We start from the raw sequence: 18215 nt of genomic DNA, 5'->3' as shown, positions 1-18215 counted from the left end.
GGCGCTCGTGAGGCCCGCGCTGTTCTCGATCGCGGTCCACTCGCCGAAGGTGGTCGCGCCGTCGGTCGAGGCGCGGTATTCGTAGCCGGTGACGTCCGCGCCGCCGCTCTGCGCCGGTGCGCTCCACGACAGCGTGACCTGCGTCGAGGACTCCGCCGTCGCCGTCAGCGTCTCGGGAGCCGAGGGCTCGGACAGGCGGACCAGCCTGACGACGACGGTGTCGCCGGCCGACCAGCTCAGGGTCCCCTGGGGCCAGTCCGAGCAGCACTCGGTGACGTTTCCGTCGCTGAACGGGAACGTGTGGCTGTCCAGGTGCAGCACGAGCCGCTTCTCGAGTTCCTCGACCGTTCCGAGCGCCGAAAAGTTCGAGTAGACGCCGCTGGGATTGGCATACAGGTTCACTAGGGAGGACTCGAGCCGCAACGCGGTGATCCGGACCGTCTCGGACCCCGCGGCGAAGGTGTTCGGCGCGAGGCTGCCGAGTCCGTCGCTGCGGCCGTACCCAAAGTCAGAGACATTCGGGTCCCTCGCGTTCGGCGTCTCTCCCACCAGCAGGCACCCGGCGTACAGGGTCTCGGAACCGTTCGCGTGGGTGGTCACCTCCGGCAGCGCCCCGCACGCAGTGGTCGTCGTCGCGTCGGCGGTTTCCGAGTACAGCCCAGCGCCCGAGCTGTTCGTCGCCCTCATCTGAACGGTGTACGTGGTGCTGGCGGTAAGCCCCTCCACGTCATCGGTCGTCAGGCTCGCGCTGTTGTCGATGGCGACCCAGCCGCCCCAGGTCCCGCCGCCGTCGGTCGAGGTGCGGTAGTCGTAGCCCGTGATCGCGGAGCCGCCGATGCTCGATGGCGTGGCCCAGTTCAGCCGGATCGAGCTGGCCGAGACCGATGTCGCGGTGAGGTTCTGCGGCGCCCCGGGCGCGGTGGTCGTGATCTCCAGGGTGTAGGTGCTGTCGGCCAGGACCACTGGAGACGGCAAGAGGAGCAGCTGGACAGTTCCAACATGAGTGCGGTTATAGGTCGTGCCGTCGATGTCGAAACTCACGTTGGACGTGAACAGGTCGCGGAGATCCGCACCGTCGCGAACGATTCTCAAATCGAAGAACGTACGGTCGCAGATGCTCTCGATCGTGTAGGTGTCGTCCTTGTAAGTGATGGTGCGGTCCGACAGGCTTCCGGCATCATCCGCATGGCTGTACCCGAAGCAACCCAAGGTCCCAAACTCCTCCGCCACCATCTCGGCCTCCCAGATCACGGTCTGGGCATGCGCGCCCCGCGCGCCCACGAGCAGGGCCGCACCCGCCAGGAGGCCGGCCGCCAACCACACCAGGCCGGGAAGTTTCCGGCGGACTGAGGCCGCCGGGGGCAGCGGAACCCCCGGATCTTCCCCGGCCCGGAACACCGCCGGGCTCGTCTCCCGTATGTGGCAGTCGCTGGCCCCCATGTGCGGCGCGCTCGCTCCCGTGCTGGATTGTGGGTGATAATTGGTAGTTATCAACCGTAATCCGTTTGCACTTATCTCTCTGTCCCATAGCTACTTATGGAAATTCCGACATCGGGTTTGAGTGAGCGGTCACAACCTTCCGGCCACGGAGCGGTCACGCGTGGGTGAGCGCCGGATCGGACCCCCGGAGACCCCCGCCGGGCCCCTCGGCGAGTACCTCGACGCGGCCGCCGACGGCTCGCTCAGCGCCAACACCGTGCGGGCGCTCAGGGCGGACTTGGAACGGTTCGCGGCGTGGTGCGCGGAGCGGGACTTGAGTCCTCTGCCGGCGAGCCCGGCCGCGGTCGCGGCCTACGTCGAGGAGGTGTCGCGCGGCCTCGCTCCCGCCACCGTGAGGCGCCACGTCTCGAGCATCGCCGCGCTGCACCGGGCGGCCGGGGAGCGGAGCCCTTCGGAGCATGCCGAGGTGCGGTGGGCGCTCAGGCGGATGGGACGCCGGAAGGGGTCCCGGCAGGAGCAGGTCGAGGGCCTGACCTGGGCGCTCCGCCAGCGGCTGATCGGGGCCGGGGGCTCCCGGCTGATCGACGTCCGCAACCGCGCGATCCTGGCCGTGGCCTACGACGCCATGCTGCGCCGCTCCGAGCTCGTGGCGCTAGAAGTCGTTGACGTGACCGTGGATAGGGGCGGTTCGGCGTCGGTCCTCGTGCGCCGGGCGAAGACCGATCCGGAGGGGGGAGGCGCGGTGCTGTACCTCCACAAGGACAGCGTGAGGCTCTTGAAGGTCTGGCTCGCCGAGAGCGGTGTCGCCGAGGGGCCGCTCTTCCGCTCCGTGCGCAAGGACGGGACCCTCGGCGGGGCGCTCCACCCGGGCCAGGTGCCGCGCATCTACAAGGCCATGGCCAAGCGCGCCGGGGTCCGGGCGGAGGTCGTCGAGCGGCTCTCCGGGCACAGCCCCCGGGTGGGCGCCGCGCAGGACATGATCGCCTCGGGCATCGAGCTGCCGGCCATCATGCAGGCCGGGCGCTGGAGGAGCGTCCGCATGGTGCAGCGCTACGGCGAGCGGCTGCTCGCCAGGCGCAACGGCGCCGCCCAGCTGGCCCGGCTCCAGAAGCGCGGCTGAGCGCTCCGCCGGGCGAAAACATTTGGTCCGTTGACTCCGACCCGTTATCGTCGTCGCCGGGCGGTTTAGCGGTTGATAACTACCAATTATCACCCGCTATTTTTTCAAGATAACCGCCAAGTTGTGAGCATATTGTGAATTATCGGGCATTCGCGGTGGCCCGTTAGTGACTTTCCGTGACGATCGCGCTATCCTTCGCTCCCCGCGGGTCCGCCCCACGCGTGCGGACCGAGCGGCCGAAGCCTTGTTTTCGGCTCCGTCAGACCCCCTTGGAAGCGAGTGCAGCGTTGAGCGATCCGGACGTGCGCGGCCCGGAAAACGGAGCCTCCGGCGACCGCGCCTCGCGCCTGAGCGCGGCGATCCTGCGCGTCAGCGCGAGTCTCGACCTGCCCACCGTGCTCCAAGAGGTGGTCGAGAGCGCCCGGGCCCTGACGGGCGCGCGCATGGGCGTGATCACGACGATCGACCCGTCGGGCGGGGTCGAGGACTTCGTCGTCTCAGGCCTTGCGCCCGAGGAGCGCCGCGAGATGGTCGAGTGGCCCGACGGGCCGCGGCTGTTCGCGCACCTGCGCGACCTCCCCGCGCCGATCCGGGTGGCGGACGTGGACGACTACCTGCGCTCGCTCGGCATGTCCCCGAACCCGTGGGGCTCGAAGACGCTCCAGGGCACCCCGATGCACCGCGGGGGCGAGCACCTCGGCCACTTCTTTCTCGCCGACAAGGAGGACGGCGGGGCGTTCACGGGCGCCGACGAGGAGATCCTGGTCCTGTTCGCCTCGCAGGCGGCCGCGGCGATCGCCAACGCGCGCATCCACCGGGACGTGGAGCGCGCGCGGGCCGACCTGGCGGCGGTGATCGAGACCTCGCCGGTCGGCGTGGTGGTGTTCGAGGCCGCAACCGGCCATCCGCTCTCGTTCAACCGCGAGGCGCGGCGCATCGTCGAGGCGCTGCGCACGCCGGGCCGCCCGCCGGAGCAGCTGCTCGAGGTGATCACGGCCCGGCACGCCGACGGGCGCGAGGTGTCGCTCGAAGCGCTGCCGCTGTCCCGGCAGCTCGGGCACGCGGAGCCGCTGCGCGCCGAAGAGGTCGAGCTCTCGGTGCCCGACGGGCGGAGCGTGCGCGTGCTCGTCAACGTCACGCCGATCCGCTCGCCGGACGAAAGCATCGTATCGGTCGTCGTCACCATGCAGGACCTGGCGCCGCTGGACGAGCTGGAGCGGCAGCGGGCGGAGTTCCTCGGCATGGTGAGCCATGAGCTGCGAACACCGCTCACCTCGATCAAGGGCTCGGCCTCGACGGTGCTCGACGCCGAGCCGCTCCCGTCGCAGGCCGAGATGGTGCAGTTCTTCCGCATCATCGGCGCCCAGGCCGACCACATGCGGGGCCTGATCGCGGACCTGCTGGACGCCGGGAGCATCGAGGCGGGCACGCTCACCGTCCAGCCCGAGCCCACGCACGTGGCGGCCCTCGTCGACCGGGCCCGCAACACGTTCGTGAGCGGCGGCGGCCGCCAGCCCGTCCTCATCGACCTGCCGCCCGACCTGCCGCCCGCCATGGCCGACCGCGAGCGCATCGTGCAGGTCCTGAACAACCTGATCTCGAACGCCGCCCGGCACTCGCCGCCGGCCTCGCCGATCCGCGTCGAGGCGGCGCGCGAGGGCGCCTGCGTCGCCGTCTCGGTCTCCGACGAGGGCCGGGGGATCCCGCCCGACCGGCTGGGGCACCTGTTCCGCAAGCGTGTCAGCCCTACGGAAGGGACCGGGCTCGGGCTCGCGATCTCGAAGGGACTCGTCGAGGCGCACGGCGGCCGCATCCGCGCCGAGAGCGGGGGCACCGGCCGGGGCGCCCGGTTCACGTTCACTTTACCCATCTCCGGGGAGGATGCACCCGAGGCTGCCACGCCCCGCCCGGCTGCCGGCCGGATGCACCGCGGGCGCATCCTGGTGGTCGACGACGACCCGCAGACGCTGCGCTACGTGCGCGACGTCCTTTCGGACGCGGGCTACGCCCCGGTCGCCACGGGCGAGCCCGGCGAGATCGCCGCCATCATCCGCGCCGAGAAGCCGCGCCTCGTGCTGCTCGACCTCATCCTGCCCGGAACGGACGGGATCGAGCTGATGAAACAGCTGCCCGAACTCTCCGACGTGCCGGTCATCTTCATCTCCGCCTACGGCCGCGACGAGACGATCGCCAGGGCGCTCGAAAGCGGCGCGGCCGACTACATCGTCAAGCCGTTCTCGCCGACCGAGCTTGCCGCACGGGTCAAGGCGGCGCTCCGCGCACACGCCCGGCCCGAGACGCTCGTGCACGGAGACCTCGCCATCGATCACGACCGGAAGCGGGTGAGCGTGGCCGGCGCCGAGGTCCGGCTCACGGCCATCGAGTTCGAGCTGCTCGGCGTCCTGTCCGCCGCGGGCGGACGCACCGTCACCACCGAGACGCTGCTCCGAAAGGTGTGGGGACGACGGGCCGCCGATGACACCGACCGCGTCCGCACCGCCGTCAAGAAGCTACGCCGGAAGCTCGGCGACAGCGCGGCCGACCCGGCCTACATCTTCAACGAGCACGGCGTCGGCTACCGCATCGCCAGCCCGGGACCGCCGATGCCCGACCGGCGCGCCGACCCGGCCGGTGGGTGCCCACCGGGGCAACGGTAGGGCACCGGCCCCGTGTGGATGTGTCCGAAGTGCGGCGCGAAGTTCATCACCAGGAGACTTTACGAGCTTCCGACGTTCGGACGCATAAGACGCTGAGATAGGAACCCCAAGGCCGATCCGGAGTCCCTCCATTCGTTCCGCGACCCCGATCCCCTCGCGGATCCGGCAGTTATCCGTGCACGCTTCCTACGCCTCGCCGGGGCTCGCCATCCGGTAACCGACCCCGCGCTCGGTGAAGATGTAGGCGGGCGCGTCCGCATCGTCCCCTAGATTCGCCCGGAGCTTCCTGACCACCGCGCGGACGCGATTGGTGTTGTTCAAGCCCCGGAGCCCCCATACCTGGCGGAGGAGGGTCTTCGTGGTCACCACCCCACCGCGGTTGACCGACAGGACGCGCAGCAGGTCGAATTCCTTGGCCGTGAGGGCTACCCGCCGGCCGGCGACGGTGACCCGGCGGCGCGTGTAGTCGATGGCCAGATCGCCGCACACGAAGGTCTCGGGCTCATAGCGGCTCCGGAGCGCCGCGCGGACGCGCGCCACGAGTTCGGTATGTGAGAAGGGCTTGACGATGTAATCGACCGCCCCACTGGCGAGGGCGTCGGCGATCGTCTCGTCCCGGCCGTAGCCGGAGATGAAGATGACCGGGAGATCGCCGAGTTCCGGGACTTGCTCCATCAGCTCGATCCCGTTCGGCCCCGGGAGCACCAGATCCAGGAGAACTAGGCGCGGGCGCTCCGTGTGGATGATGTCGGAGAGCCCTTCGGGATCGCCCACCGTGAGCGGCTCGTAGCCTGCTCCGGACAGGATGTCCCGCACGTGGCGCAGCATCTGTGGATCGTCATCCACCACCAGGATCCGCGGCTTCTCCTCCCTTCCCCCCGGCCCGTCCGGCCATCCGCCGCGCGGGACTGCCTGCGCGGAGGAGGCCCCGCCCGCCGGGATCGTGAAGGAGAAGCGTGCGCCCTGGCCCGTCCCCCCGCTCTCGGCCCGAATGCGTCCGCCGTGCGCCTCCACGAGGCCTTTGCAGATCGCGAGCCCGAGCCCAGTGCCGCCTGTGACGCTCTCGGCGTAGCCCCCTGCGAGACCGGCACGCTTGCGGAAGAGGTACGGGAGTCGGTCGGGCGGGATCCCGCGCCCCTCGTCCGATACCGAGATCTCGATGTATCCGTCCGCGTGGGCTGCCTCGATCCGGATGGGGGTGGTCTCGGGAGCGTGCCGCGCCGCATTCGAGAGAAGGTTGCCCAGCACCTGCACGATGCGCTCTCGGTCGGCCATCGCCTCCGGCAGATCTCGCGGAAGGTCGATCAGGACGGCGTGGCGGCCACCACCGCTCAGGAACGTGTTGCGGGCCCGGTCGATCAGGGCGGCGACGCTCGAGGGCTCGGGCGCGACCGTGAGCGTGCCCGCCTCGATGCTCCCGGCGTCCAGGAGGTTCGCGATGAGGCCGTACATGTGGTCGGCCTGCGAGTCGATGAGGCGGAAGAACCGGATCAGCTCGGCCTGGGGCGGGACCGAGGCGGCTCCGAGCGCGGTCGCAGTCGAGCCCTTGATCGAGGTCAGCGGGGCGCGCAGTTCGTGGCTGACCATTTCGAGGAACTCTGCCCGCTGTCGCTCCAGCGCATCGAGCGGGGCGAGGTCCTGCATGGTGACGACCACCGACACCACGTCGCCCTGTTCCGAGCGGATCGGCGTGGAGTTCATCAGCGTCCGCACACTCCGTCCGTCCGGTACCGACAGCACGATCTCCTCGGCCCGGATCGTCTTGGCGTTCTCCAACTGGTCCGACAGTGGGAACTCCTCGAACGAGACCTCCCGCCCGTCGGCGAGCCGCCAGGAAGCCACCTCGAAGAGTTCCTCGCGCGGGTGGCCCGGGGTGCACAGCCCATCGACGATGCGCCACGCCTCGCGGTTGAACGAGACCGCGCGTCCGGTCTTCGCGTCGAGAACCATCACCCCGACCGGCGACGTCTCGACCAACACCTCGAGATCCCGCCGCGCCCGTTCGACTTCGCGGTGCGAGCGCGCGTTGGAGATCGCCGTCGCCGCCTGCGAGGCAAAGAGGACCAGGATCTCCTCGTCCTCGCTCGTGAACGGCTCACCGTTCTCCTTGTCGCTGAGGAAAAAACTCCCGAGATGCTCGCCCCGGGAGTGCATTTGGGTCGCCTGCAGCGTCCTCGAGTTCCACGGGATCGAGGAGAAGCCGAGGCGGCGCAGATAGCCGGGGAGGTTCGCCACCCGAAGCGGCGCCGGCAGGTCCCTCAGATGCTGGAAGAGCCGGTCCCCATCCGGCCACGCCAACATCTCCCGGTGCTCCTTCGGAGAGAGGCCACGGATGACAATTTCCCGGAGTTCTCCCCGTTCGTCGATCGTCGTGATCAACCCGGCGCGGGCACCGGTGAGCGCGCAGCCGCTGTCGACCACCTCGTCGAACACGGTAGCAAGGTCGAGGCTCTGGTTGATGCGAAGGATCGCCGCGCTCAGCCGGGAGGCGCGATCACCTGAGGCCCCGCGGCCGGGCCCGGTCGGGTCTCGATCGTCCAATGCTCCGCTCCTCTCTCACGATCACGCGGTGCCCACCGGCCTTCGACCGGACCCGCAGCAGGAAGCCGCGCGCCCCCCGCAGAGGAAGTTACATAAAAGACATGCAAAATGCCCAACACATCACGTTTAACGCACAATAAACATAGTATACTCAGGGGTCCGCCGTGGGGGACAGATCGTCTCTTCCGCCTGTCCAATCTACAGCCAGGGGCATCTCCATAACCGTGCTGCGAGTCGAAGGCCCGAGCCGTCACTCGACGCGCGGCCCAGCCCCGCGCCTGGCTCCTCTGGCGCTGGCTTGTATCGCCTGGGCCCACGCCTGCGGTGGCGACCGAGGGACGGGACCGCCGGCACCTCGGTCCGATCCTCCGCGTCCGACGACGGTTACGGTTAGCCCGGCGACGAGCGAGCTGTCCGCGCTGGGTGCGACCGTCCAGCTGTCCGCCGAAGTACGCGACCAGAACGGGCAGGTGATGGGCGCGACCGTAACATGGTCGAGCAACAACACGCCGGTCGCGACCGTCAGTGCATCGGGTCTGGCGACGGCCGACGGCAACGGCACGGCCACCATCACTGCGACGGTGGGGGCGGTCGCGGGGAGCGCCACGGTGACGGTGGCCCAGCAGGTGAGCGCCGTTGCCTTGAAAGCGGTGACCGGCGTCGTGCTACCGGGCACCACCCTTCAACTCGCGGCCGAGGCGTGGGATTCGAACGGTCACGCCGTTGACGGCTCCGAGTTCGTTTGGGCGTCGAGCGACACAACGGTGGCGGTCGTGGACGAGGCGGGTCTCGTCACGGGGATCAGATTGGGAGAGGTGGAAATATCGGCCACATCGTCCGGGGCGACTGGGCGGGCACAACTGGAAGTGGTGGAGCCAGCGCCCACTTGGGTAGCCGTGAGCCCCGACACGGCGGTCTTCGCCGCGCTTCGCGACACCCTGCGACCGGTGGCCGAAGTGCAGGACCAGGCCGGACGGCCAATGCCGGACGAGGAGGTCACGTGGACAGCCAGCGACAGCCAGGTGGCAACGGTAGACGCCGCGGGTCTGGTGACGGCGGTGGCGAACGGAGCGGCAACGATCACCGCGACGTCGGAAGGGGCCTCCGGCGAAATGGCCGTCGAGGTGATGCAGGTGGCGCACAGCCTCACGGTAACGCCGTCCGCTGACACACTGCTTCTGGGCGACAGCCTGCGGCTCGCGGCCGAGGCCCTCGATGCCAATGGGCACCTCGTGATCGGAGCGCCGCTGGATTGGTCGTCCGGCGACCCGTCGGTCGTGACCGTGGACGCAGCGGGTGTGCTTCGCGGCGTGGGCGAAGGGACGGCCGAAATCACCGCAGCCATCGGTGACGTTGGAGATGCGGCCCGGATCTCGGTGTTCAGCCCGGACCGGGCCTCCTTGATGGCGCTCTACGAGGCGACGAACGGCGACGCCTGGACCGAAAGTCGAAACTGGGCAAGCGAACGCCCTCTCTCGGAATGGTTCGGGGTCGCTGTGAACGCAGACCGCCGCGTCAGGCAACTCTTGCTCAGCGGGAACGGACTTGCCGGCCGCCTTCCACCCGAGACCGGCGACCTCCGGTACGTCGAGTTCATTTGGCTCGATGGCAACGACCTGTCGGGTCCGATTCCGCCGGAACTGGGCGGCCTCGGGCGACTCCGTGATCTGTCGCTGCAACACAACGACCTGTCGGGCCCGATCCCGCCCGAGCTGGGACGCCTCTCCAACCTCGAGGGACTGCGGGTCGAAGCCAACGCCCTGACGGGACCGATCCCCCCCGAGCTGGGGGACCTCGAGAAACTCGACCGGCTGTGGCTCAGCGCCAACAACCTGACGGGTCCGATTCCGCCGGAACTGGGCGGCCTCTCCCGACTCCGCATTCTGGCGCTTCAATTCAACGCCCTGACCGGCCCGATCCCACCCGACCTGGGCAACCTCTCCGGCCTCGAGCTCATGTGGCTCAATTCCAATCGCCTCACGGGTGAGATCCCCGGACGTTTCGGAAATCTGGCGCAACTCGTTCAGCTTCGGCTTGAGGACAACAACCTCGAGGGTGCGATTCCCCCGGAGCTGGGTCGGCTCCAGTCGCTGGAGCGATTGCTGCTGCACCGCAACGCTCTGACCGGGTCCGTCCCCGGCACCCTGGGCAATCTGGCCCGTCTCCAGCTCCTCTCGCTGTCACACAACGCCCTGGCCGGTCCCCTGCCTCCCGAACTGTCCGGGCTCGTAGAGCTGCGGGAACTGAGGTTGAACGCCAACCCCGGCCTCTCCGGTTTCCTTCCGACCGGGTTGGCGAATCTCGGAAACCTGGCCACCTTTCTCGCCGAGGGAACGTCCCTGTGCGCTCCGGCAGATGCGGACTTTCTTGCCTGGCTCGGCACGGTCGCGAACCGTCGCGTCGCCCGCTGCCGAAACGATCTCCCCGCCGCATACCTCGTGCAGGCCGTTCAATCCCTCGACTTCCCGGTTCCCTTGATCGCCAACCGTCCGGCACTGCTCCGCGTATTCCTTACCGCTCCCGACGGCGAATCGGTGGGTTTCCCGCCGGTGCGTGCGAGGTTCTACCTGGGCGGGGAGGAGGTCCACGCCGTGGACATTCCAGCCCCGCGCGGAACGGTGCCGGCGCAGGTGGGGGAGGGCAGCCTCCGTGCGTCGGCGAATGCCGAAGTTCCGGCCGACGTGTTGCAGCCGGGCCTCGAACTCGTCATCGAGGTTGACCCCGACAATACTCTCGGCGCCGAGGTCGGCATAACGAGACGTATCCCGGAGAGTGGCCGCCAGACGATCGACGTCAGAACCGTGCCTCCGCTTCACCTGACATATCTGCCGGTCCTCCGGCCGGGCCAAACCGAGAGCGGGTTCCTGGAGCGCATCGCGAGGTTCACGGTGGGGGATCCCATGTTTTGGCCGACTCGGTTCTGGTTGCCAGTCGCGGAGTTTACGCTGGAAGTACGCGAGACCTTCTTCACTTCCGCAGCCGACGGCTCGGAACTCCTTCACGAAATCGAGGCCACCCGAGTGATGGAAGGTGGGCGGGGATACTACATGGGGGGGCTACCCTCATCTCTCACGCTCGATTTCGGGTTCGGCGGCGTGGCGTTCCGTCCCGGCCGGAGCAGTCTGGCGCAACTCGACTCCACGACTGTGGCGCACGAACTGGGGCACAATATGGATCTCAGGCATGCCCCCTGCGGTGGCGCAGACGGGCCCGACCCGGACTTTCCGGATCGGGCCGGCAAGATCGGCGCCTGGGGTTTTGACCCCCCCAGCAATGAGCTCGTTCCTCCCGAGACCGCGGACGTGATGGGCAACTGCCATCCGCGCTGGATCAGCACCTACGACGTAGGAAAGACCCTCGACCGGCGCCTTCACGAGGAGGCGTCCGCGGCGTTCGCGGCGGCACCCGCGCAAGACACCGATCGAACGCTCCTGGTTTGGGGCGGCGTGGACGCTTCGGGCGTCCCATTCCTCGACCCCGCGTTCGTTGTCGACGCTCCGGTGGCACTCCCCCGTTCGGAGGGTCCCTACACATTGAGGGGCCGGACTGCCGCCGGTGCGGAGCTGTTCTCCATCGACTTCGGCATGCCCGAGGTGGTGCACGGCGACGGAGGATCGGTATTCGTCTTCGCCCTCCCGGTTACACCCGCCTGGGCAAACCAATTGGAGGCGATTGAACTCTCCGCGCCCGGAGGGATCGCGACGCTCGACGAAGCCAGCAGTTCGCCCACGGCTCTCCTTCGCGACCCTCGGACCGGCCGGGTACGGGGGATTCTGCGTGACCTCGCGAACCGAGGCGGTCGCCTCGGGATCCTTGCCGGGGCGGCGGGAGACCCTGGCCGGATTGCCTCGGCGCTCCGGGAAGTCGCTGACTTCGAGGTGCTGGTCTCCCGAGGCCTTCCTTCGGCGGACCAGTGGTGACCTCCATGACTCCAAGAGCAACGTCCATGACTCCAAGAGAAGCTGCGATCCTGGGGACGCTTGTCGTCCTCCTGGGCGTGTCTGTCGCCACGTGCGGTGGCGAACCGACCGCGCCCCCCGATCCGCCTCCGCCGAACCGAGCACCGGTGGCGGTGGGAACCGTACCTGCGCTCGAACTCGCCGTGGGTGATTCGGCCACGTTCAACCTGGATGACTACTTTCGCGATCCCGATGGTGACGCCCTGACCTACACACCGGGTACCGACGCGGCGTTGGTCGCCGCCGCGTCGGTGTCGGGCAGCACGCTGACGGTCCGGACCGTGGCGAAGGGGCAGGCGACGATCAGCGTCACCGCCACCGATCCCGGCGGACTGACGGCCGATCAGGGCTTCCCGGTCGTCGTTCCCAACCGCGCACCCATCGTGACGGACTCGATACCTCCGCAGCGCCTGACGGTCGGAGAGGAGCCTGCCTGGACCGGTACTGACTACTTCACCGATCCGGATGGCGACGTTCTGACCTATACGATCGGTACGACGGATTCGTCCGTCGTGCTCGCCGCGGTAACCGGAGACGACTTCGCGATTCTCGCCGTCACGCCCGGGGCTGCGACGGTGACGGTAACCGCGACCGATGGCGATGGCCTGAACGCCAGCCAGAGCATTGCGGTGACCTCCGAGGCCCAGCTTCCGGTCGTCATTTCGGACGTCGAACCAGGTGTCCTGCTCGAGGGTGCAAACGCGACGATCACGGGCTCCGGCTTCTCGCGGTTCCCTGAGTACAATTCCGTTTCGATCGATGGCCAGCCGGCCACCGTGATTGCCGCGAGTCGGACCAGCCTGTCCGTGACCGTTCCGCACGGCGACTGCCTGCCCGCCCGGCGAGCCCCGTTGAGCGTGACCGTGCTCGGCCTCAGCGAGACGCGCATCGTTGGCGTGACGCCCCGTACTCCGGAGGACCTCGCCCTGCCGCTGGGCTCCTATCGCTACACACATGGCGGAAACGGGTGCGTCCACCTGCCCGGAGATGCTTCCGGCGGGGAGTACATCATCGGCGTCGTTTCCACCTCGGAGACGCCGTCCTCGCTTACACCGGTTCACATGACGAGCGTTCTCGGAGATGCGGCGGTTCTCGATCCCGCACGGGCCGTGGTCGCGTTCCGGCCGCTTCGCCGGGCGGAGGAGGTGGCCGAAGCTTCTGCGGCAAGAGTGCTACCGCCACCGCCGGCATCCGCTGGCACGTCAGTGACTCTCAGCCAGGAGGAAGCAGGGCCGAAGCTTGACCAGGCGCGGCACAACGAGATCATGGCCGCGAACGCGGCGCTAGTCCGGCAGCTGGGCCCTCCTACATCTCCGATGAGGGGCGCACCACTGTCCCGCTCCCTGCTCGCGAACGATACCCTGACTTTGTTCGGGGATGCGAAGTTCGTGGGTGGTTGCTCGTCCCGTGGCCGGGTCCGAGCCGTGGTCCGGTTCAGCGGCAAGAACGCCTTGTGGCTCGAAGACATCGACAACCCGGCCGACGGCTTCACGGAGCCCGAACTCGCCGAACTGGACGCCTTATATGCCACCCAGATCAAGCCGGTTCACGACGATTACTATGGCGGTCTCTCCGATGTGGACGGGAACCGCCGGGTGCTCGTCCTGATGACCAAGGAAGTGAACCTGAGCGACGGCGACGACACCCTTGTCGGCGGCTGGACCTGGTTCGGCGACCTCTATCCGGTAGACGACTGCGGCACCAGCAATCATGCCGAGATCCTGTTCGGCCGCGTTCCCGACCCCGAGGGCGTCTTCGGGCACCCTTGGACCAGGGAAGAGGCGCTGGACTTTTACCCGCCGCTGTTGACGCATGAGATGACGCATCTGGTGCAGGCGCGAGCCGAGGTGTTCGACGGGGCGGGGTACTCCAATTGGGAGATCGAAGGTGGCGCTACGCTCTCGGAGCACTTGGTGGCGGATCGGGTGTTCGGGCACGGGTCGGGCCAGAATCTGGGTAGTGCGGCCTTTCGGCGTGGACTTGACTGGTATCGGGACTGGGCGCGCGGGATGGCACACTTCTTCGGATTGGATTCGGATGACCCCGACGGCCTCCGCCGCGTCCCGGACGCGCCCGAGCAGTGCAGCTGGATGGGTTTCGTATACGAGGGCAATGATGGGCCGTGCAAGGGATCTGGCAGGGCAGTGTATGATGTTCCGTCGATGGTGCTCCGATACGCCATGGACCGCTGGGGGGGCGAGTACGCGGGCGGAGAACAGGCCTTGTTGCGTCGGCTAAACCAGTCGGCGGCCTCCGGGCTCACCGCGCTGGAGGAGGTCAGTGCCTGGCGATCTGAACGAATCCTGGCCGACTTCTACATTACTCTCTGGCTGGACCTGAACGGCTGGGAGGCCCACGGCATGACGACCTGGGATCTCGCCGACGTCTGGAGCCAATTCAGCGAGGGCGCCCAACTTCGCCCCTGGGTATCGACAACCGCCTCGGTTCACGGCGACTGGAGCGTTCGTGCTGGCTCGACCTTCTACCTCCACTGGAGCCCGCCCGGTGCGCGAGGGCCAACCAGCCTCAGGGTCACGTCCCCAGGCGGCGCTTCCCTTCCCGGCCACATGTCAGTGTGGGCTCTGAGGATCCGCTGATGATCGTGTGGTTCGGCAGGAGATGGCGTGTGGAAAGGAGTGCGCGGCGGGTGGCTTGGAGAAAGTTGGGCTCCGAAAGGTAGTGCTTCGTGAGGCGGATCGTATTCGACTACGCACCGACCGTCATCCGGTTGCCGGCCGATCAAAGATCCTTCGTACTCCGGCACTGTGCTGCGAGCGGAGGTTTTCGAGTCACGCGCTCCGGGCCGGCGCCGTCCGGCGATCCGACCCAATGAAGCTCCTGACATGGAACGTCAACAAGGCGGGGAAAGCCCGTCGCGAGCTATGGGAGACGGTTCAGCGCGAGGATGCGGACATCGTCCTGCTTCAGGAAGTCACGGGAATTCCCATGTGGATCCAGGACCGCTACGAGTGCCACCCCGTCTCCCCACGGTACTTCAGGGGCCACAACGCTCCGTTTTCGACGGCGGTCCTCTCGAAGGGGTCGATCGATGCAACGCCCTACCTGGAGTCGGGGTCGGCGTGGGTCGACAGGATCTACACGGAACGGTACGGTTGGATCGTCGGGTGCAAGACCACGCTTGACTCGGGAGAGCGGTTCCACGTGGTCTCGGTTCACTCGCCGTCCTTTCCCATCCCACCGCGTCTGTGGACCGATGTGGATGTGTCGGGCATCAAGCTGGTGACCAACCCCAGGCTCTGGTTCACGGAAATCCTCTGGGCGTTGCTCCGCGCTGCGTGTATCTCGGACGATACGAACTGGATCGTCGGCGGTGACTTCAACCGCTCCGTGAAGCACAAAGGGGGGCAGGAACTGATCGACCGGCTGAAGACCCTCGGTCTGACGGACTGTCTGAGTCATCATCATGGCGGACCCGCGCCCACATTTCAGACCTGGACGAAGAGCGTGCGGCATCAGCTGGATTACTGCTACGTGAACACGCCGCTGCTCGAGCGTTTGTCCGAGGCCCGAGTGCCGCGTCACGAGGAGGTTTTCGACCGAAAGCCGAGGTTGAGCGACCACCTTCCCATTCTATGCACATTCGACTGAAAGGGGCGCCGCTACCGCTCTTTCCTCGCCATCTCAGCTCCCTGCCGTGGCGGCGCCGTTCAAGCTGACGAATATCCGCCCGTGGGGCGGAGAGCTTGAGATGCCTTGAAGCCGCCATAGGAGCGCAGCGCGGCCGAGGTGCGCGACCAGAACGGGCCGGTGATGGCGGGCGCCGGGGTGACGTGGTCGAGCAGCGCAGAGTCGCCGCCGGCGACGAGTTGTTCTCGTTCCGCTTCGACATGCCGAACGACGCCGACAGCGACGGGCGGGCTTCCTTCGCCTTCGCCCTGCCCGCCGAGCCTCGATGGGGCGAACGCCTCGCGAGCGTGACGCTCTCCGGGCCCGGCGGCTCCGCGACCGACCTGCAGCCGGGCCTCGACGTGATGTTCAGCCGCGGCATCCCGATTCCCCGCTGACAGGACGGGTGCGGAATTTTCGGCATCTCCGTTCGCTCCGATATACCTCAAATTGGTAATGGTGATCGCCACTTGCCCTTCGCACCTTTCTTCTCCCGCGGGGCCATACGGTCCCGCTACTCAGACGGCCATGCGACCGCTGACACTCGGCGGGAGGGAACTGCAGGATGTCGATCTACCGTGCTCCAGCCTCCGGAAAAGCCGCTGGCCGTCGCCTCATCGCGGCACCCCTGGTCCTTCTCGCGACGCTCTCCTGCGGGGACGACGACCCGGTAGCCCCGCCCCCACCACCCCCTCCGGTGGCGACATCGATCACCGTGTCGCCGGCGACGGCGACGCTCGCGTCCCTGGGGCAGACGGCGCAGTTGACGGCCCGGGTGCTGGACCAGAATGGCCAGGTGATGACCGGCGCCGTGGTGACGTGGACGTCGAGCGATGCAACGGTGGTGATGGTGGACGAGACGGGCCTCGTAACGGCCACCGGTGACGGGAGCACGACGGTGACGGCCACGACCGGAGACGACGGTGTGAGCGGGTCGGCCGCGATCGTGGTGGAGGCGGGGGGCTTCCGGGACGATTTCGGCACGCCGGCCAGCCAGGAACGCTGGAAGCCGGCGCACAACGCGGAGGTCACCGTCCGCGAGGGGGTGCTGAGTGTGACGAACCGGACAGCGGGCCGGATGGGGATCGCCGAGCGGACGTCGACGCCCGCGGTGAACGAGTGGACGATCCGGGCGCGCATGGGCCGGAAGGCACGCGAGGCAAGCCCGGGAGCGGTCGCCCTGACGGGACACAGCCGGTACACGGCGATCCGACTGGTGCTCGGAACGCTGGACGACTCGGGCTCGGACCGGCGGTCCGGCAACTACGAGTTCGCGGTGTTCGACCGCGAGGCGCAGGAGTGGGTCCGGATCACGAACATGTCGGGGGCCTCGGAGGCGGTCAGGGAGGAAGCGGACGAGTTCACCGACATCAGGCTGGGGCACGAAGGAGGATACTTCGTGGCCTACGCGGGCGAGGGTGACGCCGATGAACTGTTCCGGCTCGACGCGGAGACCTCCCTGTTGAGCGGCGTGGTGCTGCGGGATGTGGTTGAGCATGCGACCGGCGTCTGGCTGGTGAACCGGAGCGCGGCGGGTTTGACCGCCGTGCATGACTGGATACAACTGACCGGTACGAAGAGCATGGCCGTTGTGCCCGACGGCGCGGAGATCGCCGGGGCGCCGGATGCGGCGACCCGGAGCGAGAACGTGACCTCCGCGGCGGAGGTGCTGATGGCGCTCTTCGACGGGACGCGCGGATCGAGCTGGGTGAGGTCGGACCACTGGGGCACGGACGCGCCGGTAGGCGAGTGGTACGGCGTCACGACCGACGAACGGGGCCGGGTCACCAGGCTGGACCTGGGCCACAACGAACTGACCGGTACCATCCCCACGGAACTCGGACACCTGACGGCTCTGCGGGTGCTGGACCTCCACCACAACGCTCTGACGGGCGCCATCCCCCCCGAACTCGGACGCCTGAAGAGCCTGGAGGTGCTGAATCTGCTCGGAAATCGCGCCGTGGCCAGCAGCGCAGGCGACCAGGGCTTCGAAGCAGGCGTTGAACCGGGTGCTGGTCCGGCTCTCGACTCCTGGCGCGAGACGCCAGGCATGGCGGATCCCGGTGCGGCGGTTCGCGGACGCCCCGAGTCGGCGCGCGGCTCCCCTGCGACGTTCGCTTCTCGCCCGGCCGCGCCGCGATACCAGGAAGGGCTGACCGGAACGATCCCGCCCGAACTCGGGGCTCTTACGGAACTGAAGGCGCTCTTTCTGAGCACCAACAATCTGACGGGCCCGATTCCGCCTGAACTCGGGGCGCTCGCGAAGCTCGACACGCTGTCGCTCTGGAATAACCAGCTGGAGGGATCGATCCCACGGGAACTGGGGAACCTCGGAAGTCTCGTGACACTCTGGCTGGGTACAAACCGCCTGACGGGATCCATTCCGCCCGAACTCGGCCGCCTCGCGAACCTGAAAAACCTGGTTGTATCACAAAGCGAGCTGACCGGAACACTTCCATCGGAACTCGGGGATCTCGCAAATCTCGAATTCCTGATTCTTTGGGGCAACGAGTTGACGGGGCCGATCCCCGCCGAACTCGGCAATCTCGCCAACCTCAAAAACCTGGGTCTTTCAAGGAACCCGCTGACGGGATCCATTCCGCCCGAACTCGGCAATCTCGCAAATCTCGAATTCCTGATTCTTTGGGACAACGAGTTGACGGGGCCGATCCCCGCCGAACTCGGCAATCTCGCCAACCTCAAAAACCTGGGTCTTTCAAGGAACCCGCTGACGGGATCCATTCCGCCCGAACTCGGCAATCTCGCAAATCTCGAATTCCTGATTCTTTGGGACAACGAGTTGACGGGGCCGATCCCCGCCGAACTCGGCAATCTCGCCAACCTCAAAGACCTGACTCTTTCAGGGAACGA

At 67.8% G+C, this 18215-nt stretch carries 9 protein-coding genes; 7 read left to right on the top strand and 2 right to left on the bottom strand.

Translation table 11 applies throughout. The features are described from left to right. On the bottom strand, positions 1-1398 hold a 1398-nt coding region (locus RN729_RS13495), incomplete at its 3' end, for a fibronectin type III domain-containing protein (RefSeq protein WP_310785560.1). Positions 1399-1600: 202 nt separating this feature from the next. Between RN729_RS13495 and RN729_RS13490 the strand changes: the two genes are divergently transcribed. Together RN729_RS13490 and RN729_RS13485 are read left to right on the top strand one after the other, a co-directional pair. Then, positions 1601-2560: a site-specific integrase gene (locus tag RN729_RS13490; protein WP_310785558.1), complete on the top strand. Its 960-nt coding sequence runs from the start codon at positions 1601-1603 to the stop codon at positions 2558-2560. 287 nt (positions 2561-2847) lie between these two features. Further along, complete coding sequence (locus RN729_RS13485; RefSeq protein ID WP_310785556.1) at positions 2848-5217, top strand: ATP-binding protein; 2370 nt, start codon at positions 2848-2850, stop codon at positions 5215-5217. Between the two features lie 186 nt (positions 5218-5403). Here the strand turns inward: RN729_RS13485 and RN729_RS13480 are convergent, their stop codons facing one another. After that, positions 5404-7758 carry an ATP-binding protein gene (locus RN729_RS13480; RefSeq protein ID WP_310785554.1) on the bottom strand — a complete coding sequence of 785 codons (2355 nt, stop codon included), beginning with the start codon at positions 7756-7758 and terminating at the stop codon, positions 5404-5406. A gap of 164 nt (positions 7759-7922) precedes the next feature. On the opposite strand from RN729_RS13480, the gene RN729_RS13475 reads away from it, so the two are divergent. From RN729_RS13475 to RN729_RS13455, 5 genes are all read left to right on the top strand, one after another. Further along, entirely contained in the window at positions 7923-11678 is a 3756-nt protein-coding gene (locus RN729_RS13475) for an Ig-like domain-containing protein (protein ID WP_310785552.1), read from the top strand. Positions 11679-11704: 26 nt separating this feature from the next. Next, a complete protein-coding gene (locus RN729_RS13470; RefSeq protein ID WP_310785550.1) occupies positions 11705-14314 on the top strand; it encodes an IPT/TIG domain-containing protein in 2610 nt (869 codons plus the stop codon). A gap of 232 nt (positions 14315-14546) precedes the next feature. Beyond that, on the top strand, positions 14547-15326 hold the full coding sequence (locus tag RN729_RS13465; protein ID WP_310785548.1) for an endonuclease/exonuclease/phosphatase family protein: 780 nt from the start codon (positions 14547-14549) through the stop codon (positions 15324-15326). A 182-nt stretch (positions 15327-15508) separates the two neighbouring features. Next, positions 15509-15742 carry a hypothetical protein gene (locus RN729_RS13460; RefSeq protein WP_310785546.1) on the top strand — a complete coding sequence of 78 codons (234 nt, stop codon included), beginning with the start codon at positions 15509-15511 and terminating at the stop codon, positions 15740-15742. A 167-nt stretch (positions 15743-15909) separates the two neighbouring features. Then, on the top strand, positions 15910-18215 hold a 2306-nt coding region (locus tag RN729_RS13455), incomplete at its 3' end, for an Ig-like domain-containing protein (protein ID WP_310785544.1).

This window comes from Candidatus Palauibacter polyketidifaciens, from assembly GCF_947581785.1.
In the GTDB taxonomy this organism is placed as follows: domain Bacteria; phylum Gemmatimonadota; class Gemmatimonadetes; order Palauibacterales; family Palauibacteraceae; genus Palauibacter; species Palauibacter polyketidifaciens.
Note: the sequence above shows the minus strand (reverse complement) of the source record. Positions and strands in the feature narration are given on the sequence as shown.